Consider the following 15,577-nt stretch of genomic DNA (forward strand, 5'->3'; position numbering starts at 1 on the left):
TGCGCGGCAGGGTTACAGCCCCAGCCCCGCAAAACTCGTCTGATCGAACTTCAGCTTGAAGGTGACATAGGCGCCCGAGCGCGAGAAGCGCGCGTCCTCGAAATCGCGGTCGTGGAAGCCCGCGAAATTATAGCCGAAGGTGATGTTCGCATTCTTCATCGGCGCCAGCGTCACCGTCGGGCCGCCCGCCCAGCTGACGGTGTCGGAGTCGGTGCCGACGCGCGCGGTGCCCGATGCGCCAACATCGACATGTTCGCCAAGGTTGAAGCGGAAATCGGCGCCGATGAGGTTCGACCAGCCCTTCACATCGTCGGCGCCGAAGCGGTCGAAATTATAGCGCGTGCCCCAGAAGACGTCGATTTCGGCGCGCTCGTACCACATGCCGTCTTCACCGCGCTCGCCGAGGGGGAGCCAGTTGACCGACAGGCTGTTGAGCAGGCGGCGGCTCGTCGCGTCACCGTCGATCGTCAGCGACGGACCACCGATCGGTCCAGCCTGACCCGCGACCGCGCCCCGAACCTTGTCCGAACGAAACTCGCTCTTGTTGAGCCACGAAATCCGCGAATCGGCGGGGCGATGCGCCCAGCTCATTTCGAAGTTGATCACTTCGGTCGTCGGCGTTGTGCCGCTGCCGCTCGCCTTGGCGTAGGTAAAGAGCGCGCCGAGTGCGCGGCCTTCGCCGAGCTGGCGCAGACCGCCGAGCGTCAGGCCGTAACGGTTGGCAATCTCGCCGTCGCGATATTCGGCGCGGCCCGTCAGCGTCCAGCGATCGGCGCGATAGGTCGCGCCGGTGCTGATCGCGAGAAAATCCTCGGTAAGCGTGCCGCCCGTGCCAAGGAAACCGCCCGACGCCACCGGATGCTCGGTGTTGAGCACATCGCCGGCGCGAATGCCGCCGATCGTGCGATTGCCGTCAAGCGACACATCGACCGACCAGCGCTCGCCGAGCTTCAGCGACTGCGATAGACCATAGGCCGCGAAGCTGCGCGGACCATATTCGCCGATCTCTTGCTGGTTCGCGGTCGCGAGCAGGCGTGCACCCAACCAGGGCGTCAGATCGAAGCCTAGCCGCGCGGTGCGCGCCTTGATCGTGTCGCCGTCGGCGATCTCGTAGCTGCCAACGAGGTTGACGTCGCGGTTGATCGCGAAGCGTGCGCCGAGGCGGTGACGCGTCGGGAAATCGATGCTCGCGTCCTTGCCGCCGAGGGCAAATTCGGTCTGTGCGTCGAGTTCGAGGCGTTTGCCCATCAATCGCTGCGTCGCGCCGAGCTGGACGATGTTCGACCGATTGCGCGTGCCGTCGGTCAAACGGTCGTCGGCGTGCGTCAACCCGGCGCGCGCGACGCTGGTGCCATTGTCATATTCGACGAGCGCGCGGGCGGCGCGACGACGCGCGCTCGTTTCGAGATAATCCTCCTGCCATGCGCTGCCGGTGACCGACAACGTTCGGCTGGCTTTTACGCGCGCGTCGAAGCCGAATTTACGCGTGCCATTTTCGCCGCTGTTGAGCTGCCCGGTGCCGAAACCGGTCTCGCGCTCACGGACGTAAGCGAGGAAATCGGCGTTGCTGCTGTGATGCTCGGCCTCGATCAGCCACGCTTTTGCAACGCCGTCGGCGGTCGTGCTGCCATTTACGGCTTTGGCGTCGCTGACCGCGAGTTCGGCGCGGACCTCGGTTTCGATCGTCGGGCGATAACGCGCGTCAATGCCACCGAGGTTGGTCTTGGCGTTGCCGTCCTCGTCATGGATTAAGGTCGCACCAACGCGCAGTTTCTCGTCATTCGACTGATAGCTGACGCGGCCGCCGGCGTTGAGCACGCGCTGGCCGACGCCATCGACCTCATATTCGGCAACGATGAACTGCGGGTCGAGGTTCGACGAGCGGCTGAGCACCGGCTCGCGGAAGCGGATCGTACCCGACAGGTAGTCGATATCGTAATCGACGTGGCGCGACAGGCTGACGCTGTCGACGATGCGTTCGCTGTGCAGCCGGTCGCGCGTTTCGATGACGATCCGCTCGCTGTTCGGCAATATGTCCTTGGCGCCGAGCTGGTACGGCCCCGTCAGGCCGTTGCCCTGAATCTCGTCGCGGCGGAAGCGATAGGGCGTGTCGGCGACGAACGCTGTCGCGGCGATATTGCGCCCGCGATACTCGGCCTTGCCGCCATTGAGCGCGCGCTGGTAGCGGGCGAGCTGCGGTTCCGAAATCCCCGTCTCGATGTCGCCGAACATCGCATAGAATTGCGGGCGTTCGAGGCGCAGGTAGAGCTTGCGCACCGAGGCGGCGTCGTAGCGCGTCTCGTTACGGTCGGCGTAGATGGTGTAATAGGCGCGTGGGTCGATCACGCCGCCGAACCGGGCGTCATCCTTGTCCTTGTCGCTGTCATACGCCAGCGTCATCAGCCACTTTCCGCGGACGCGGCCTTTTGCGTACAGCGCGAGACGAGCATCGGCGTTGAGATCGTCGAGGGTCTCGGCCACCGGCTCCATCCGGTCATCGAGCGTATTGTAACCGAGCGTACCCGCGGCAAAGCCGACGACGGTCCACGGGCGATCGCCCGGATCGAGCCAGGTTTCGATCGTCTGCTTGCGCGTCACCTTGTCGTCGCGGAAGGTGAACTCCATCGCAAGCGTTCCCGACGCCGTGGTCGGTTCGAGTTCGATAGTGGCGATGCCGTCGTCGCCATCGATCTTCCACACCGGTTGCGCGCGCTCAAGGCCGGCGAGCTGGCGCGCCTGCTGCGCATCGGCTTCGACCGCGGGATAATAGGGCGCGGGGACGCTGAAATCGCCCGTCAGGCCAGCGCGGATCGGCTTGCCGTCGCGATCGGTCAGGCGCACCGCGATTACCGGGCGCGTTACACCGTCGGCGACCAGCACCGACTTTTCGCGGATCAGCGCCGCGCGCATCGGGGTGATCGAATAGTGGACGCTCCGTTCGAGCGTTTCGATCGTGGCCCCGTTCGCATCCTTCACCTCGGCAACGAGGCGGTTTTCGCCTTCGCGGATCTCGAGCCCGCGCCACAGGCTGACCGCGACGCTGCCGTCGGCTGACTTGCTCACGCCCTCGAAGGTCAGCGCGTCGGCGGGCTTGCCGTTGACGCGGAGCGAGACCGTCTGCCCCGGGGCGTGCTTGATCGCGGCGCGGATCGCCTTCGCGCGCGGATTGTGGTCTGCGTCGGGGAAAAGCCAGCCGATGCCTGGTGCCTGGCCCGTGAGCCAGTCGCGACCGGCGCCGGCGGCTTCGGGATCGCTCAGCACCTTGGGCGCTTCGACAGCCATTTTGTTGGGCGCGGCGCGGGGGGCGCTCGCAATGGCGCGGAAGTCGGCACGCTTCAGGGCACCACCCCGGCCCTCGACAAAGCGCGAGATTGCGCTGCCGGCGCTCTGTGTCGAACGCGCGCAGTCGATCGCCTCGCGATCGAGCGGCAAGGTCGACGGGTCGATCTGCACGACATGCAGGCCGGGCCGTACACCCTCGAAATGATAGCGGCCGTCCGCGTCGGTGACGGTATAGCTGCCGTCCTGAAGCATCACGCGCACGCCCATGATCCCGTCCGCCTTGCCCGGATCGACACGGCAGCCGCCGTCGGTGATGCGGCCGATGATCGTCATCCGGTCGCCGAGCTGGTCGCGTTTGATCGATATCGTCGCTTCGGCGATGTTGCTCGTCGATCCGCGGTTGTCGGTTGCGGTGGCGCGGTTGAGCGCATTGCCCGGCTGCGCCGACACGATGACTTCGGCCAGATAGGTGAGCAACGCCGAACGCGCTGCTGCGATGCCGGGCAGGGGGACCGCGAACTCGCGGCCGTTGGCGGCGACATCTGCTGCGACGCGGACGCCATCGACGCGAACGGTATCGGCGCGCAGGCGCATCCCCCCCGGGAGGATGTCGCGCACCGTCACCGCGCCGGTGGTGCGCCGCGTGTCACGGTTCGCAACCTCGATGCGATACTGGATCACGTCGCCGGGCACCGCGACCTGGGTCGAGGTCGTCTTGCGCAGGATCAGCGGCAGCCCGGGCTGGTCGACCGGAATGTCGACGCGCACCGGCGCCGGACTGTTCAGCGTGAAGACATTGCCATAGCTCGCACCGGTGATCGTGAACGGCTGGCCGTCGTCGGGACGCCGCAGACCGGCGAGGTCGGCGGCGCTCGACCGCGATGGAGCGGTGTAGGGCGCCGGCGGCGCGACGATCAGGCGGTAGGTGCCCGGCGCGACAAAGGGAAAGCGATAGTCGCCCGGCGGGAAATTATACGTCGTGCCGCCCGCGTCGGTGACGCTCTGACCGGTGACCACGCTCGACGGATAGGCCGAGACGCCATCGTCGCCGAACACTTGCGCGGGCTGGCCGGTCACGGCGTCGACGAGCGTCACACGGCTTCCCGCGACGGGGGCGCCGTCGCCGCTGTCGAAAACGATGCCGAAGGGATCGACGAGGAAGTTGATCGTCGCCAGCGCGATGAGATTGGCATTCGCCTGGTCGGTAACGCGGAGCGCGAGCGGCGCGCCCGGGTTGACCGACAGGCGGCAATCGCCCTGAACCACCGCGGGCGGAGCGCCGACCGTGTTGATGAAACCGACGAATTCGCCGCTGTTGTTGGCGGTCTCGGTCAGGACGATCTGCTCGCTGTCGCCATTCTCGAGCTCGAGGGTGACTGGCAGGGTGTCGCGCTGCTGCGGATCGGCATTGGCCGACGCGAGCGTGACACCGACGACCAGCACTTCGCCGGCGCGGAAATTATCGGTGCTTTGCAGCGCCGCGGGTGCGGTCGATATGCCTTCGTAGACGCCGCCAAGCGGGATGGTGCTGCTGGCGCCGCGCGCCGCCGCGTTGCGCGCGTTCGCACGACTGCACTGGGTCGGAGCCAGCGGCACCGATTTGGTGCCGCCACCGCTCGTCAGGCGATATGTCGCAATCGTCGGCGGTGGTGCAGGGCGTGGCGTGACCGTCACGTCGACGCGGTTTGACAGCGCCTGTCCGGGCTGCCCGTCATGCGTCCACTGCGCCGAAGCGGTGTTGGTAATGACCTGTGCACGCGCTGCTGGGGTCGCGGGCAGCAGTGCTGCCGCGACCAGCGCGGTCACAAGGCCGAAATATTTTGTTCCGAGTGCCATAAGCCCCGAAGGGGGCGGCGGAGTCCGGCTTCGCCAGTGCCTCCGCTGCCCCGTCCGTTACCCGATCAGTTGACCGTCGCGCGGAAGACGAGCGTGCGTGTGGCACCCGCCGCGACGGTCGCGATGGTCCCCGAAACGTTCGGCGCGGCATAGCTGCCGCCCGCAGCGCCGTCGGCGTTGCAGGTTCCCGCGGTGACGGTGCCGTTCAGCAGGATTGTGCCTGCGCTGAACGTCAACTGGCCGGGGACCGGATCGTTGATGAGGACCGACGTCGCGTCGGCGCTGCCGGTGTTGGCGACCGCGATGCAATATTCGACGACCGCACCCGGGATCAGCTTCGGATTCGTCGTGTTGTTGAACGGATCCGAAATGACGCGGCTGGTCTTGGTGACACCCAGCGTTGCGGTGACCACGGTATAGTCGTCGTTGTCGCTATGCGATGCGTCGCGCGCCGCGTCGCCCGTCACGCCGGCGATGTCGGCAAAGACCGTATCCTTGCCCGCGGTGTTTGCGCCGGTGGTTTCGGTGATCGCCGCACCCTGCGTGCCGGCAAGCCCACCCTCGCGTGCGGTCGCTCGCAACGTCACCCCGGCGACCGCATTGTTCGTGAGTCCCGCCGGAATGTCGGAGACGACGAACAGGCGAATCGCCGTGTCGGTGACGATCTCGTCGACATAAGCGGTGACGAGCGCATCGCCGACATCCCAGCTGCCGATCGTACCCGTCGACGTATTGTCGCGGTAAATCCGGACGTTATTGGCGTTGAACGTGTCGGTGCCGCCGTGCGAGGCGGTGCCGCCGACGATCTGCGACGCGACAAGCGCGAAGTCGAGCACCTCGTTCGAGCTGTTGGTCAGCTGGAACGTCGTGACGGCATTCGTTTGGCCCGGCACGACATTGGTCGTGACCGTGCCGACTTCTTCGACGAGCAGGTTGATCTTGCGGTCGACAGTGAAATTGTTCGACGCGCTCTGCTGAGTCTGGCTGACGCCCCCGACCTGAAAATCGACGGTGGCGGTATTGGTGATCGTGGTGCCCGCGGTCGTTCCGGCGGCAAAGGCCGGCGTGGCGGCGACGCTCGAAAGCGCCGCCAGACCGATGGCACCCATATAAGTCAGCTTGCTGGTCATAGCTGAGCTCCTGGGCTTCATGTTGGTTGCCGTTTCCCCACCGCTGGCAACCGTTAAGCGGTTTTATTCCTTCGCTATTTGACAACTCCCCGAAACATGAGCTTGCCCGTGCCACCGACCGGGATCGGCTTCTGGAAAGCCCAGCGGACATGCGTGACATCGGCGGGCTGCGCCGCGCGGCGCGAGCCGTCGGTCATCGGAACCGAAAGGTCGGCAAGCAGTCCCCACTGCTTGCCGCCGTCGACCGAGACGAACGGCCGCGTGTCGCCGGAGTCGGCAAAGCGGACCGCCGACGGCATCGGGTTGGTGATCACGAACTTGTCGGCGGGCTGCGCGCCGGCGTTGCGATAGTTCAGCACGAAGACGAGCCGGTCGCCCGGAACGACGACCTTCGGTTCTTCGAGCAGGATTTTCTGCTTGCCCTCGGCGTCGGTCGATACGCGTTCGACGAACACGGCATTGTCGAGCGCGACCTGGTTCGCGGCGAGCGCCTGGGCCGGCATCAGTGCGGCGAGCAAAAGGAAAAGGACGGTGCGCATACGCATCTCCATCAATCGATCGTGGTACGGAAGGTGACGGTGCGGGTCTGGCCGCCGGCGACGGTGCCGAGCGCGACGTTGATCCGCGTGCCGTTGTAATCGCCCGCATCGGCGTCGGCCGCGTCGGACAGCCCGCTGCCGCCGAGCGTGATCGAGCCGGGCACATAGCTGGTGTCCGCGGGAATATTGTCGGTGATCGCAAGCCCGCTGACCGAGCCGCTGCCCGCGACGGTCGCGACGATCGTATAGGTGATGATCGCGCCGGGGACCGGATCGGCCGTGCCGAGCGAATTGGTCACGACTGCCGATTTGACGAGCGTTACGGTGGCCGCTGAGACGACATACGCGCCCGAATCCGTGCCATCGGCGCCAGTCGATCCGACGACAGCGTCGCCGCCGCCTTCGCCCTGGCCAGCAAAGCTGTCACCGGGATCGCCGGTGCCCGTCTTCGCTGCCGCGACGAGGCTGACGATGCCGCGATTGCCATCGACAACCGTTCCCGGCGTCGTTGCGAGAACGAAGACCGTGATGCTCTGGTCGGGGTTCAGCGACGGATCGTTCGCGCCCGGCGTATAGAGCGTGTCGGTGCTGGCGTCGAAAAGGCCGTCGCCGTTATCGAGATAGATTTGCGTGACCGCGGGGTCGTAATTGTCGCCGCCGGCGTTCGCGATCGTTGTCAATCCGAACGCTTCGAGGCCGTTGCCGTTGTTGGTGACCGAGAAGGTCAGCAGCTGACCCGTCGCGCCCGGCGTCGTCGGAACGTCGGCGGGATTGCTCGAATCGACCGTGACGTCGAGCAGTTCGTCGACGAGCAGATCGACGCGGTTCGAATCGATCGTCGTCGTGCCGCCCCCCGTATCGAAGCTCGCGCTCGCGGTATTGCTGATGGTGGAGCCGGCGCGTGTGCCGGCGGCCTCGGCCTGCACCGGCAACGCGAGCGCGGCCAGCAAGGCAATGAGTGAACAAGAGGGAAGAAGCCGATGCTTCGCGCCCCCCACAGGCGCTATCATCATCACTTTGACTCCGAATAGGTTGGTCCTTGGAGCCCTCAGTCGCCGATAAAGGGTAATTTCTGGTTAAAAAGCAGGTAGAAAGACGCGTTTTGCTCCAAATGGGGACAGGGAAGGGGGCTGGTTCGTCGCAAAATGGGGCGACTGGCGCGACGCGCCAAGCGCGCGTAAGATGGGGCAATTAATGAGGAGAGCAGGGGTGGCGGAGGACCGGGGCAGCAAGGATGGGCGTCCGCCGCGCATCAATCCGCTGCACCAGATCGAGATCGACGATTTCCGCCGCGACCGGCTCCTCGCCGCGCTCGCGCTCCTTTTTGGCGCCAGCTTCTGTCTCGGGCTGCCTTTCGCATTGCAGGCGGGCGCTGAATTCTTCCTGCCGCTGACCGCCGCGATCGTCATTGCGATCGCGCTTGTCCCACTGCTCGAATGGCTCGAACGGCGCGGCCTGCCGTCGGCGCTCGCGGCTTTCTTCGCGCTTGCTGTCTTTTTGGCGATTATCAACGCAGCGCTCGCGATCATCGTCGTACCCGCCACCAGCTGGTTTGCGCGCATTCCTGAATCTATCCCGCGCATTCAGAGCAATCTGGCACCGCTGATCGATTTCTATTCGACGCTGCAACGCTTCGTCGATCGCACGCTGATGTCGGTCGCCAGTGGGACCGAGGCGACGGCGCAGGCGGTGGCGGCGACGGCGCCGACGTCGGTCGTCGACTATTTCATCTCGTCGGCGCCCTCGGCCGCGATCCAGCTCTTCTTTGCCGTGCTCGTGATCTTCTTCTTTCTGTCGGGCTGGACGCGGCTGCGCAAAGGCACGATTCGCCGGCGCGGCAGCTTCGATGGCGCGATGCAGACCGCGCGGGTGATCCAGAATGTCGTGGACGCGACCGCCGACTATCTGGCGACGATCACGATGATCAACGCGATTCTCGGCCTGACCGTCTCGCTGCTGCTCTGGGCGCTCGGCATGCCGTCGCCCTTCATGTGGGGCGGGATCGTCAGCATCTGCAATTTCGTGCCTTATCTGGGGCCGATCGTCGCCGCGGTGCTGCTCGGGCTTGGCGGGTTGATGACCTTCGACGCCGTCGGGCTGGCGCTATTGCCCGCGCTGATCTTCATCGGCGTTCATCTGGTCGAGGCGAATCTGATCACCCCGCTGGTGCTCGGCAAGCGGCTGACGATCAACCCGCTGCTGATTCTCGTGTCCCTGAGCTTCTGGGGATGGGTGTGGGGCACGCCGGGCGCGTTGCTCGCCGTGCCGCTGCTGCTCATCCTGCAGACGGTGCTCGCATCGACCGGCACCCCCGATCTGGCGGGTTTCCTGTTCGAACATGGCACGCTGACGACCACCGACGACGTGCGCGATCGATTAAATCGCACACAGGATGAAAGCGACGGTTGACAGGTCGGGGCGAGCGCCATATTGGCGCGGCTCCCAAGCACACGCGGGTGTAGCTCAGTTGGTTAGAGTGCCGGCCTGTCACGCCGGAGGTCGCGGGTTCGAGCCCCGTCACTCGCGCCATTCCTTCCATTTTCGGACGGAATGGCCACCGCGTCTTGGGACCATTCCATCACTGGAAATCGGGAAAAATGGCGCGGCGCTTCAGCCGCGCCATTTCCCCAATTCCATCCAGCGCAGCAGCGGCTTCAGCGGCAGGATCCAGATGATCCCCGCGGCGAGATAGAAAACTGCCTGTACCAGCACAGGCCATGTACCGACCCAAGGTGACAGGCTGACGACGATCGCCGTCCACCCCGCGATCAGTGCGAGGATCAGGAACATGCCCGCAGGCTTGCGCCAGCTCGGCTGGGGCCCGGGTGGTATTTGGCTCACAAACGGTCTCCACAAAGGATGAATTCTTGTTCGGTCAGGATCGCGTCGAGCGCGATGTCGGTCGATTCGCGGGGGGCGGCGTCTATTTCTTGCACGGACCAGCCGATTCCGATCCGCAGCACATCGGGGTGCGCGGCGAAATAGCGATCATAATGCCCGCCACCCTGACCGATCCTGCCGCCCTGGCGATCGAATCCAACGAGCGGGCAGAAGATGAGGTTGGGGGTTGCCAAAGGTGCGTTGTCCGCGGGCTGGCGCGTGCCCCAGGGGCCCTTCACCAGCGGCTCATTGGGTCGCCAATGGCGAAAGTCCATTTCGGCGATCCGCCCGCCATGGTGGGGCAGGGCGAGCGCACCCGCTTCCGCAAGGCCGGCGAACATCGGCATGATATCGGGCTCGTCGCCCGACGCGGCATAGGCGCCAACGACGGCATGATCGGCGAGAAGATCGGACAGCGGCGCGGGCAGCGCGCGAAAGGCCGCAAGCTGCGCCATCCCGTCGAGATTCGCCGCGAAATGCTTGCGACGAAAGCGCAGCTTTTCGCGCAATTTCTGTTTTTGCTGGACCAGATTGGCGGACAAGTCGGTCATCGCCTCCTCTGGGACTTGCTGGATGGTTGGCGGGACCGCCGAGGTCGTTTGCTGGAAAGTCCTCTGACGCCAGTAACGTCAGGTGGGGACCATGTACGTCGGACCAGGGTCCGGGCAGGGACAGCCCCCTAGGATGATGTATCGCCTCAGGGATTTTCGCAAAAGCTCGTGCCGGGCAGTACCCGCCGCCCTCTATGTAGGGGCGCGGGCCCGCTTGCTCAAGAGGTTTGGCTTGAGCGCGCGGCGCGCGCGCTTAGGGGAGTTGCTCGACTTTCGCAGCGAGCGCCTCGATCCGGTCGGCGATTTGGAGCAAGGCGCGGTTGTTCGACGGATTTGCCGTGGGTGAGGCTGCAGGTGCATTCTGGCGCGCCGCTTCCAGCTCCTTGAACGCCGCCTGCTCGCGCGCAACCGCCGCGCGCAGTTCCTCACGCGCAGCCGCTTCGCGGCTTTCGGCGAGCGCCACCGCGGCGCGAAGCGAATCGGACTGCGGTTCGGACTTTTCGATCTTGCCCTTCGCATCCTGTGCATCGTCGGCCAGCATCAGCGCCGCGAAAAGGAGCTGGCGAACCTCGGTCCCGCCCGGCATCGCGCGCGCCTTTTCGTCGACGACGGCGGCGAGCTCGACCAGCTGCGATTCCTGCCCGTCCTCACAATGGAGGTCGTAGGGGCGTCCCGCGATCGTGAGTTTGACGTCAGCCACGGTCGGCCTCCGCGATCAGCCGGTCGAGTTCGCCGATGACCGCGGCAACCTCGGCCTTCAGCGCCGATTGGTCGGCGGGTACGGCGGCAGCGGCCGATTCGGGCCGGTTCGCGCGGTCGGCGAGCGACTTTTCGATGCGACTGAGCGCGCGTTCGATACGGCCGATGGCCAGGCTGGATTCGTCGAGATCGAGTTCCATGACGAAGGGTTAGCAGCGGCGGGGAGGGGGTGCAATTGCCCTGTCGGTCGAAAATGCGCCGATTTTCCGTTACGGGCGGTTGACTCCTGCCCCCGCCGCCGCAAAGGGCTGTCCGCATCCAGTCCGGCCCCCAGAGTCTTTTTGGGTCCGGCGCCAACCCAGCCATTCCCCGGGGGACCAATGACACTGCCCGAACGCCAGCTCGCCAACGCAATCCGCGCGCTTGCGATGGATGCCGTACAGGCCGCAAATAGCGGTCATCCGGGGATGCCGATGGGCATGGCCGACGTCGCCACCGTCCTTTATTCGGACTATCTGAAGTTCGATCCCACCGATCCCAAATGGGCCGACCGCGACCGATTCGTTCTATCGGCAGGGCACGGGTCGATGCTCGCTTATGCGACGCTGCATCTCGCGGGCTATGCGCGCCCGACGCTGGACGATATCCGCAATTTCCGCCAGCTGCACAGCCCGTGCGCCGGACATCCCGAGAATTTCGAGCTTGCCGGCGTCGAAACGACGACCGGCCCGCTGGGGCAGGGGCTCGCGACCTCGGTCGGCATGGCGATCGCCGAACGCCATCTCAATGCGCTCTATGGCGACGACCTCGTCGACCACCGCACCTGGGTGATCGCGGGCGACGGCTGCCTGATGGAAGGCATCAACCACGAAGCGATCGGGCTCGCCGGACACCTCGGCCTCGGCCGCCTCACCGTATTGTGGGATGACAACAAGATCACTATCGACGGGTCGACCGACCTGTCGACCAGCGAGGACATCCCGGCGCGCTATGCGGCGACGGGCTGGCATGTCGAAAGCTGCGACGGCCATGACCCCGCCGACATCCGCCGCGCGATCGACGCCGCGCTCGCCGATCCGCGCCCGTCGCTGATCGCGTGCCGCACGATCATCGGTTTCGGCGCCCCCAACAAGCAGGGCACCTCGGCGACGCATGGCGCGCCGCTCGGCGCCGACGAGATCGCCGGCGCGCGCAAGGAACTGGGCTGGACCGCCGAACCGTTCGTCATTCCCGCCGATATCGCATCGGCGTGGGCGGCGTTTGGCGAGAAGGGCAAGGTGCTTCATGCTGAATGGAATGATCGTCTTGCAAGCAACGAAAAGAAAAAGGAATTTGGCGATCGTCTGAACGGCAAGATCGTCCCAGGCAATGCCTTCAAGGCCTATCTCGACGGTCTCGTCGCCGAACCGCCGAAGGTCGCGACGCGCAAAGCGTCGGAGAACACGCTCGGTGCGCTGACCGCCGATATCGCGGCGCTTGTCGGCGGCAGCGCCGACCTCACCGGTTCGAACAACACCAAAACGTCGTCGACCAAGCCGCTGACTAAAGAAGATTATTCGGGCCGCTATATCTATTATGGCATCCGCGAATTCGGCATGGCCGCCGCGATGAACGGCATGGCGTTGCATGGCGGTGTCGTGCCCTATGGCGGCACCTTCCTTGTCTTCGCCGACTATTGCCGCGCTGCGATCCGCCTGTCGGCGCTTCAGCAGCAGCGCGTTGTCTATGTGATGACGCACGACAGCATCGGGCTCGGCGAAGACGGCCCGACGCACCAGCCGATCGAGCATCTCCAGTCGCTTCGCGCGATGCCGAACCTGCTCGTGCTGCGCCCCGCCGATGCGGTCGAGACCGCCGAATGCTGGGCGCTGGCGCTGGCGCAGGAAAGCCGGCCTTCGCTGCTCGCACTGACCCGCCAGAATCTCCCGGCGCTCCGCCACGACGTCACCGAAAATCTTTGCCTGAAAGGCGGTTACCGCCTTCGGGGTGCCGCTGCGGCGCGCAAGGTCGTGCTCGTCGCAACCGGCTCAGAAGTATCGCTGGCAATCGAAGTTGCCGACAAGCTCGAGGCCGCCGGCCACGGCGCCGACGTCGTCTCGATGGTCTCGACCGAATTGTTCGACGAACAGACCACCGCCTATCAGGCCGATATCCTGCCCGACGACGCGCTGATCGTGTCGCTCGAGGCGGGCACGACTTTCGGCTGGGAACGCTACACCGGCCGCCACGGCCTGCGCTTCGGCATCGACAGCTTCGGCGCCTCGGCGCCGATTGAAGACCTATTCAAGCATTTCGGCCTGACCGCCGATGCTATCACCCCCCAGATCCTGGCACGGCTCGGCAACTAAGAAAGCCCGGTCCTCCCACACGCAGAAAGGTTATTTCGACATGGCAGTGAAAGTCGCAATCAACGGTTTCGGACGCATTGGTCGCCTCGTGGCGCGCGCCATCCTCGAACGTCCCGACTGCGGGCTCGAGCTCGTTGCGATCAACGACCTTGCCGACGCCAAGGCGAATGCGCTGCTGTTCAAGCGCGACAGCGTCCATGGCGCCTTTCCGGGCGACGTGACCGCCGACGGTGACGCCATGGTCGTCAACGGCAAGCGCATCCGCGTCACCGCCGAACGCGATCCCGCGAACCTGCCGCACGCCGAACTCGGCGTCGACATCGCGCTCGAATGCACGGGCTTCTTCGCCGACCGCGACAGCGCCTCGAAGCATCTGACCGCCGGCGCCAAGCGCGTCCTGATCTCGGCCCCCGCGAAGGGCGTCGACCTGACCGTCGTTTACGGCGTCAACCATGACAAGCTGACCGGCGAGCATGTCGTCGTGTCGAACGCAAGCTGCACCACCAACTGCCTCGCGCCGGTCGCCAAGGTGCTCAACGACAGCATCGGCATCGAACGCGGCCTGATGACCACCGTTCACGCCTACACCAACGATCAGAAGATCCTCGACCAGATCCACAGCGACATGCGCCGTGCGCGCGCCGCCGGTATGTCGATCATCCCGACGACGACGGGCGCCGCCCGCGCGGTCGGTGAAGTGCTGCCCGAACTCAAGGGCAAGCTCGACGGTTCGGCGATCCGCGTTCCGACGCCGAACGTCAGCCTGGTCGACCTGACCTTCACCCCGAAGCGCGACACGAGCGTCGAGGAAGTGAACAAGATCCTGAAGGACGCCTCGGAAGGCGCGATGAAGGGTGTGCTGGCGTTTTCGGACGAACCGCTGGTTTCGATCGATTACAACCACTGCCCGGCGAGCTCGACGGTCGACAGCCTCGAAACCGCCGTGCTCGAGGGCAAGCTCGTTCGCGTCGTCAGCTGGTACGACAATGAATGGGGCTTCTCGAACCGCATGGTCGACACCGCGGGCGTGATCGCCAAGCTGCTCTGATCCAAAAGGAAACGTCGATGACCGCTTTCAAGACCCTCGACGACATCGGTGACGTCACCGGCAAGCGCGTGCTCGTGCGCGTCGACCTCAACGTCCCGTTGTTCGAAGGCGCGGTCAGCGACGCGACCCGGATCCAGGCGGCGATGCCGACGATCCGCGAATTGTCGGACAAGGGCGCGATCGTCCTGCTTCTCGCGCACTTCGGGCGACCGAAGGGCGCGAAGAACCCCACCCAGTCGCTCAGCCTCGTGATGGGCGGCGTCGAAGATGTCCTTGGTCATTCGGTGATGTTCATCCCCGAAGCCGTGGGCGAGGGCGCGAAAGCCGGAATCGCGGTGCTCGCGGCGGGCGATGTCGCGGTGCTCGAAAACACGCGCTTCTACCCCGGCGAGGAAAAGAACGATCCGGCCTTTGCCGATGCGCTCGCCGAGATCGGCGATATCTACGTCAACGACGCCTTTTCGGCGGCGCACCGCGCGCATGGCTCGACCGAGGGCATTGCGCGCCGCCTCCCGGCCTACGCGGGCCGCGCGATGGAGGCCGAGCTCAAGGCGCTCGATGCCGCGCTCGGCAATCCAGAGCATCCGGTCGCCGCGGTTGTCGGCGGCGCCAAAGTATCGTCCAAGATCGACGTCCTGCGCAACCTCGTCAGCAAGGTCGATCATCTGATCATCGGCGGCGGCATGGCGAACACCTTCCTCGCCGCGCGCGGGGTCGATGTCGGCAAGTCGCTGTGCGAGCATGACCTGGTCGATACCGCCAATGCGATCTTCGACGCGGCCGATGCCGCGGGCTGCACGATCCATCTGCCCTATGACGTTGTGGTCTCGAAGGAGTTCGCCCCGAACCCGCCGACGCGTACGGTCAACGTTCACGAGGTTGCCGCCGACGAGATGATCCTCGACGTCGGCCCGGCCGCGGTCGAAGCGCTCGCGGATGTGCTCAAGAATTGCCGCACGCTCGTCTGGAACGGCCCGCTCGGCGCGTTCGAGACGCCGCCGTTCGACACCGCGACCGTCGCGCTCGCCAAGACGGCTGCCGCGCTGACCCGCGAAGGCTCGCTGATCTCGGTCGCGGGCGGCGGCGATACTGTCGCCGCGCTCAACCACGCCGGCGTGGCCAAGGATTTCACCTTTGTTTCGACCGCCGGCGGCGCCTTCCTCGAATGGATGGAAGGCAAGCCGTTGCCGGGCGTCGACGCGCTGAAGGCATAGACTTCCCCGTCGCATTGCATCGCGCCCAAGGGGTCGCTATGCGCAGCGCC

12 protein-coding genes and 1 tRNA gene are annotated in these 15,577 nt (G+C 65.5%); 5 read left to right on the forward strand and 8 right to left on the reverse strand.

Annotated elements, in window-relative coordinates:
* Positions 1 to 12 precede the first annotated feature (12 nt).
* From FG91_RS01220 to FG91_RS01235, 4 genes are all read right to left on the reverse strand, one after another.
* On the reverse strand, positions 13 to 5,118 hold the full coding sequence (locus FG91_RS01220; RefSeq protein WP_037510767.1) for a DUF11 domain-containing protein: 5,106 nt from the start codon (positions 5,116 to 5,118) through the stop codon (positions 13 to 15).
* Between the two features lie 65 nt (positions 5,119 to 5,183).
* Positions 5,184 to 6,248, reverse strand: a complete 1,065-nt coding sequence (locus FG91_RS01225) for a DUF11 domain-containing protein (protein WP_052187191.1) — start codon at positions 6,246 to 6,248, stop codon at positions 5,184 to 5,186.
* A gap of 74 nt (positions 6,249 to 6,322) precedes the next feature.
* On the reverse strand, positions 6,323 to 6,787 hold the full coding sequence (locus FG91_RS01230; protein ID WP_235211896.1) for a hypothetical protein: 465 nt from the start codon (positions 6,785 to 6,787) through the stop codon (positions 6,323 to 6,325).
* Positions 6,788 to 6,798: 11 nt separating this feature from the next.
* Complete coding sequence (locus FG91_RS01235; RefSeq protein WP_037510773.1) at positions 6,799 to 7,800, reverse strand: DUF11 domain-containing protein; 1,002 nt, start codon at positions 7,798 to 7,800, stop codon at positions 6,799 to 6,801.
* A gap of 181 nt (positions 7,801 to 7,981) precedes the next feature.
* Here FG91_RS01235 and FG91_RS01240 point away from each other — a divergent pair, with 181 nt between their 5' ends.
* Positions 7,982 to 9,196 carry an AI-2E family transporter gene (locus FG91_RS01240; RefSeq protein WP_443027723.1) on the forward strand — a complete coding sequence of 405 codons (1,215 nt, stop codon included), beginning with the start codon at positions 7,982 to 7,984 and terminating at the stop codon, positions 9,194 to 9,196.
* A 43-nt stretch (positions 9,197 to 9,239) separates the two neighbouring features.
* Positions 9,240 to 9,316 (forward strand) — tRNA-Asp (locus tag FG91_RS01245).
* An 81-nt stretch (positions 9,317 to 9,397) separates the two neighbouring features.
* Here the strand turns inward: FG91_RS01245 and FG91_RS01250 are convergent.
* The 4 genes from FG91_RS01250 to FG91_RS01265 all read right to left on the reverse strand — a co-directional run bounded on the left by FG91_RS01250 (position 9,398) and on the right by FG91_RS01265 (position 11,117).
* Complete coding sequence (locus FG91_RS01250) at positions 9,398 to 9,619, reverse strand: DUF2842 domain-containing protein (RefSeq protein ID WP_443027726.1); 222 nt, start codon at positions 9,617 to 9,619, stop codon at positions 9,398 to 9,400.
* A 5-nt stretch (positions 9,620 to 9,624) separates the two neighbouring features.
* Positions 9,625 to 10,218, reverse strand: a complete 594-nt coding sequence (locus FG91_RS01255) for a 5-formyltetrahydrofolate cyclo-ligase (protein WP_037510778.1) — start codon at positions 10,216 to 10,218, stop codon at positions 9,625 to 9,627.
* A 253-nt stretch (positions 10,219 to 10,471) separates the two neighbouring features.
* Positions 10,472 to 10,918, reverse strand: a complete 447-nt coding sequence (locus FG91_RS01260) for a cell division protein ZapA (RefSeq protein ID WP_037510781.1) — start codon at positions 10,916 to 10,918, stop codon at positions 10,472 to 10,474.
* The gene (locus FG91_RS01265) at positions 10,911 to 11,117 is read right to left on the reverse strand and encodes a hypothetical protein (RefSeq protein ID WP_037510783.1); all 207 of its coding nucleotides are present in this window, start codon (positions 11,115 to 11,117) and stop codon (positions 10,911 to 10,913) included. Before FG91_RS01265 ends, FG91_RS01260 begins: the two co-directional genes overlap by 8 nt.
* 180 nt (positions 11,118 to 11,297) lie before the next feature.
* Here FG91_RS01265 and tkt point away from each other — a divergent pair, with 180 nt between their 5' ends.
* Genes tkt through FG91_RS01280 form a run of 3 tightly spaced genes read left to right on the forward strand, consistent with a single transcriptional unit; the run spans position 11,298 to position 15,527 of the window.
* Positions 11,298 to 13,265, forward strand: coding sequence for a transketolase (gene tkt / locus FG91_RS01270; protein ID WP_037510785.1), 1,968 nt, complete (start codon positions 11,298 to 11,300; stop codon positions 13,263 to 13,265).
* Between the two features lie 40 nt (positions 13,266 to 13,305).
* Positions 13,306 to 14,313 carry a type I glyceraldehyde-3-phosphate dehydrogenase gene (gene gap, locus FG91_RS01275; RefSeq protein WP_037510787.1) on the forward strand — a complete coding sequence of 336 codons (1,008 nt, stop codon included), beginning with the start codon at positions 13,306 to 13,308 and terminating at the stop codon, positions 14,311 to 14,313.
* A gap of 17 nt (positions 14,314 to 14,330) precedes the next feature.
* Positions 14,331 to 15,527, forward strand: a complete 1,197-nt coding sequence (locus tag FG91_RS01280) for a phosphoglycerate kinase (RefSeq protein WP_037510789.1) — start codon at positions 14,331 to 14,333, stop codon at positions 15,525 to 15,527.
* The last annotated feature ends 50 nt before the right edge of the window (positions 15,528 to 15,577 follow it).

The organism is Sphingopyxis sp. LC81 (assembly GCF_000756375.1).
Lineage (GTDB): Bacteria > Pseudomonadota > Alphaproteobacteria > Sphingomonadales > Sphingomonadaceae > Sphingopyxis.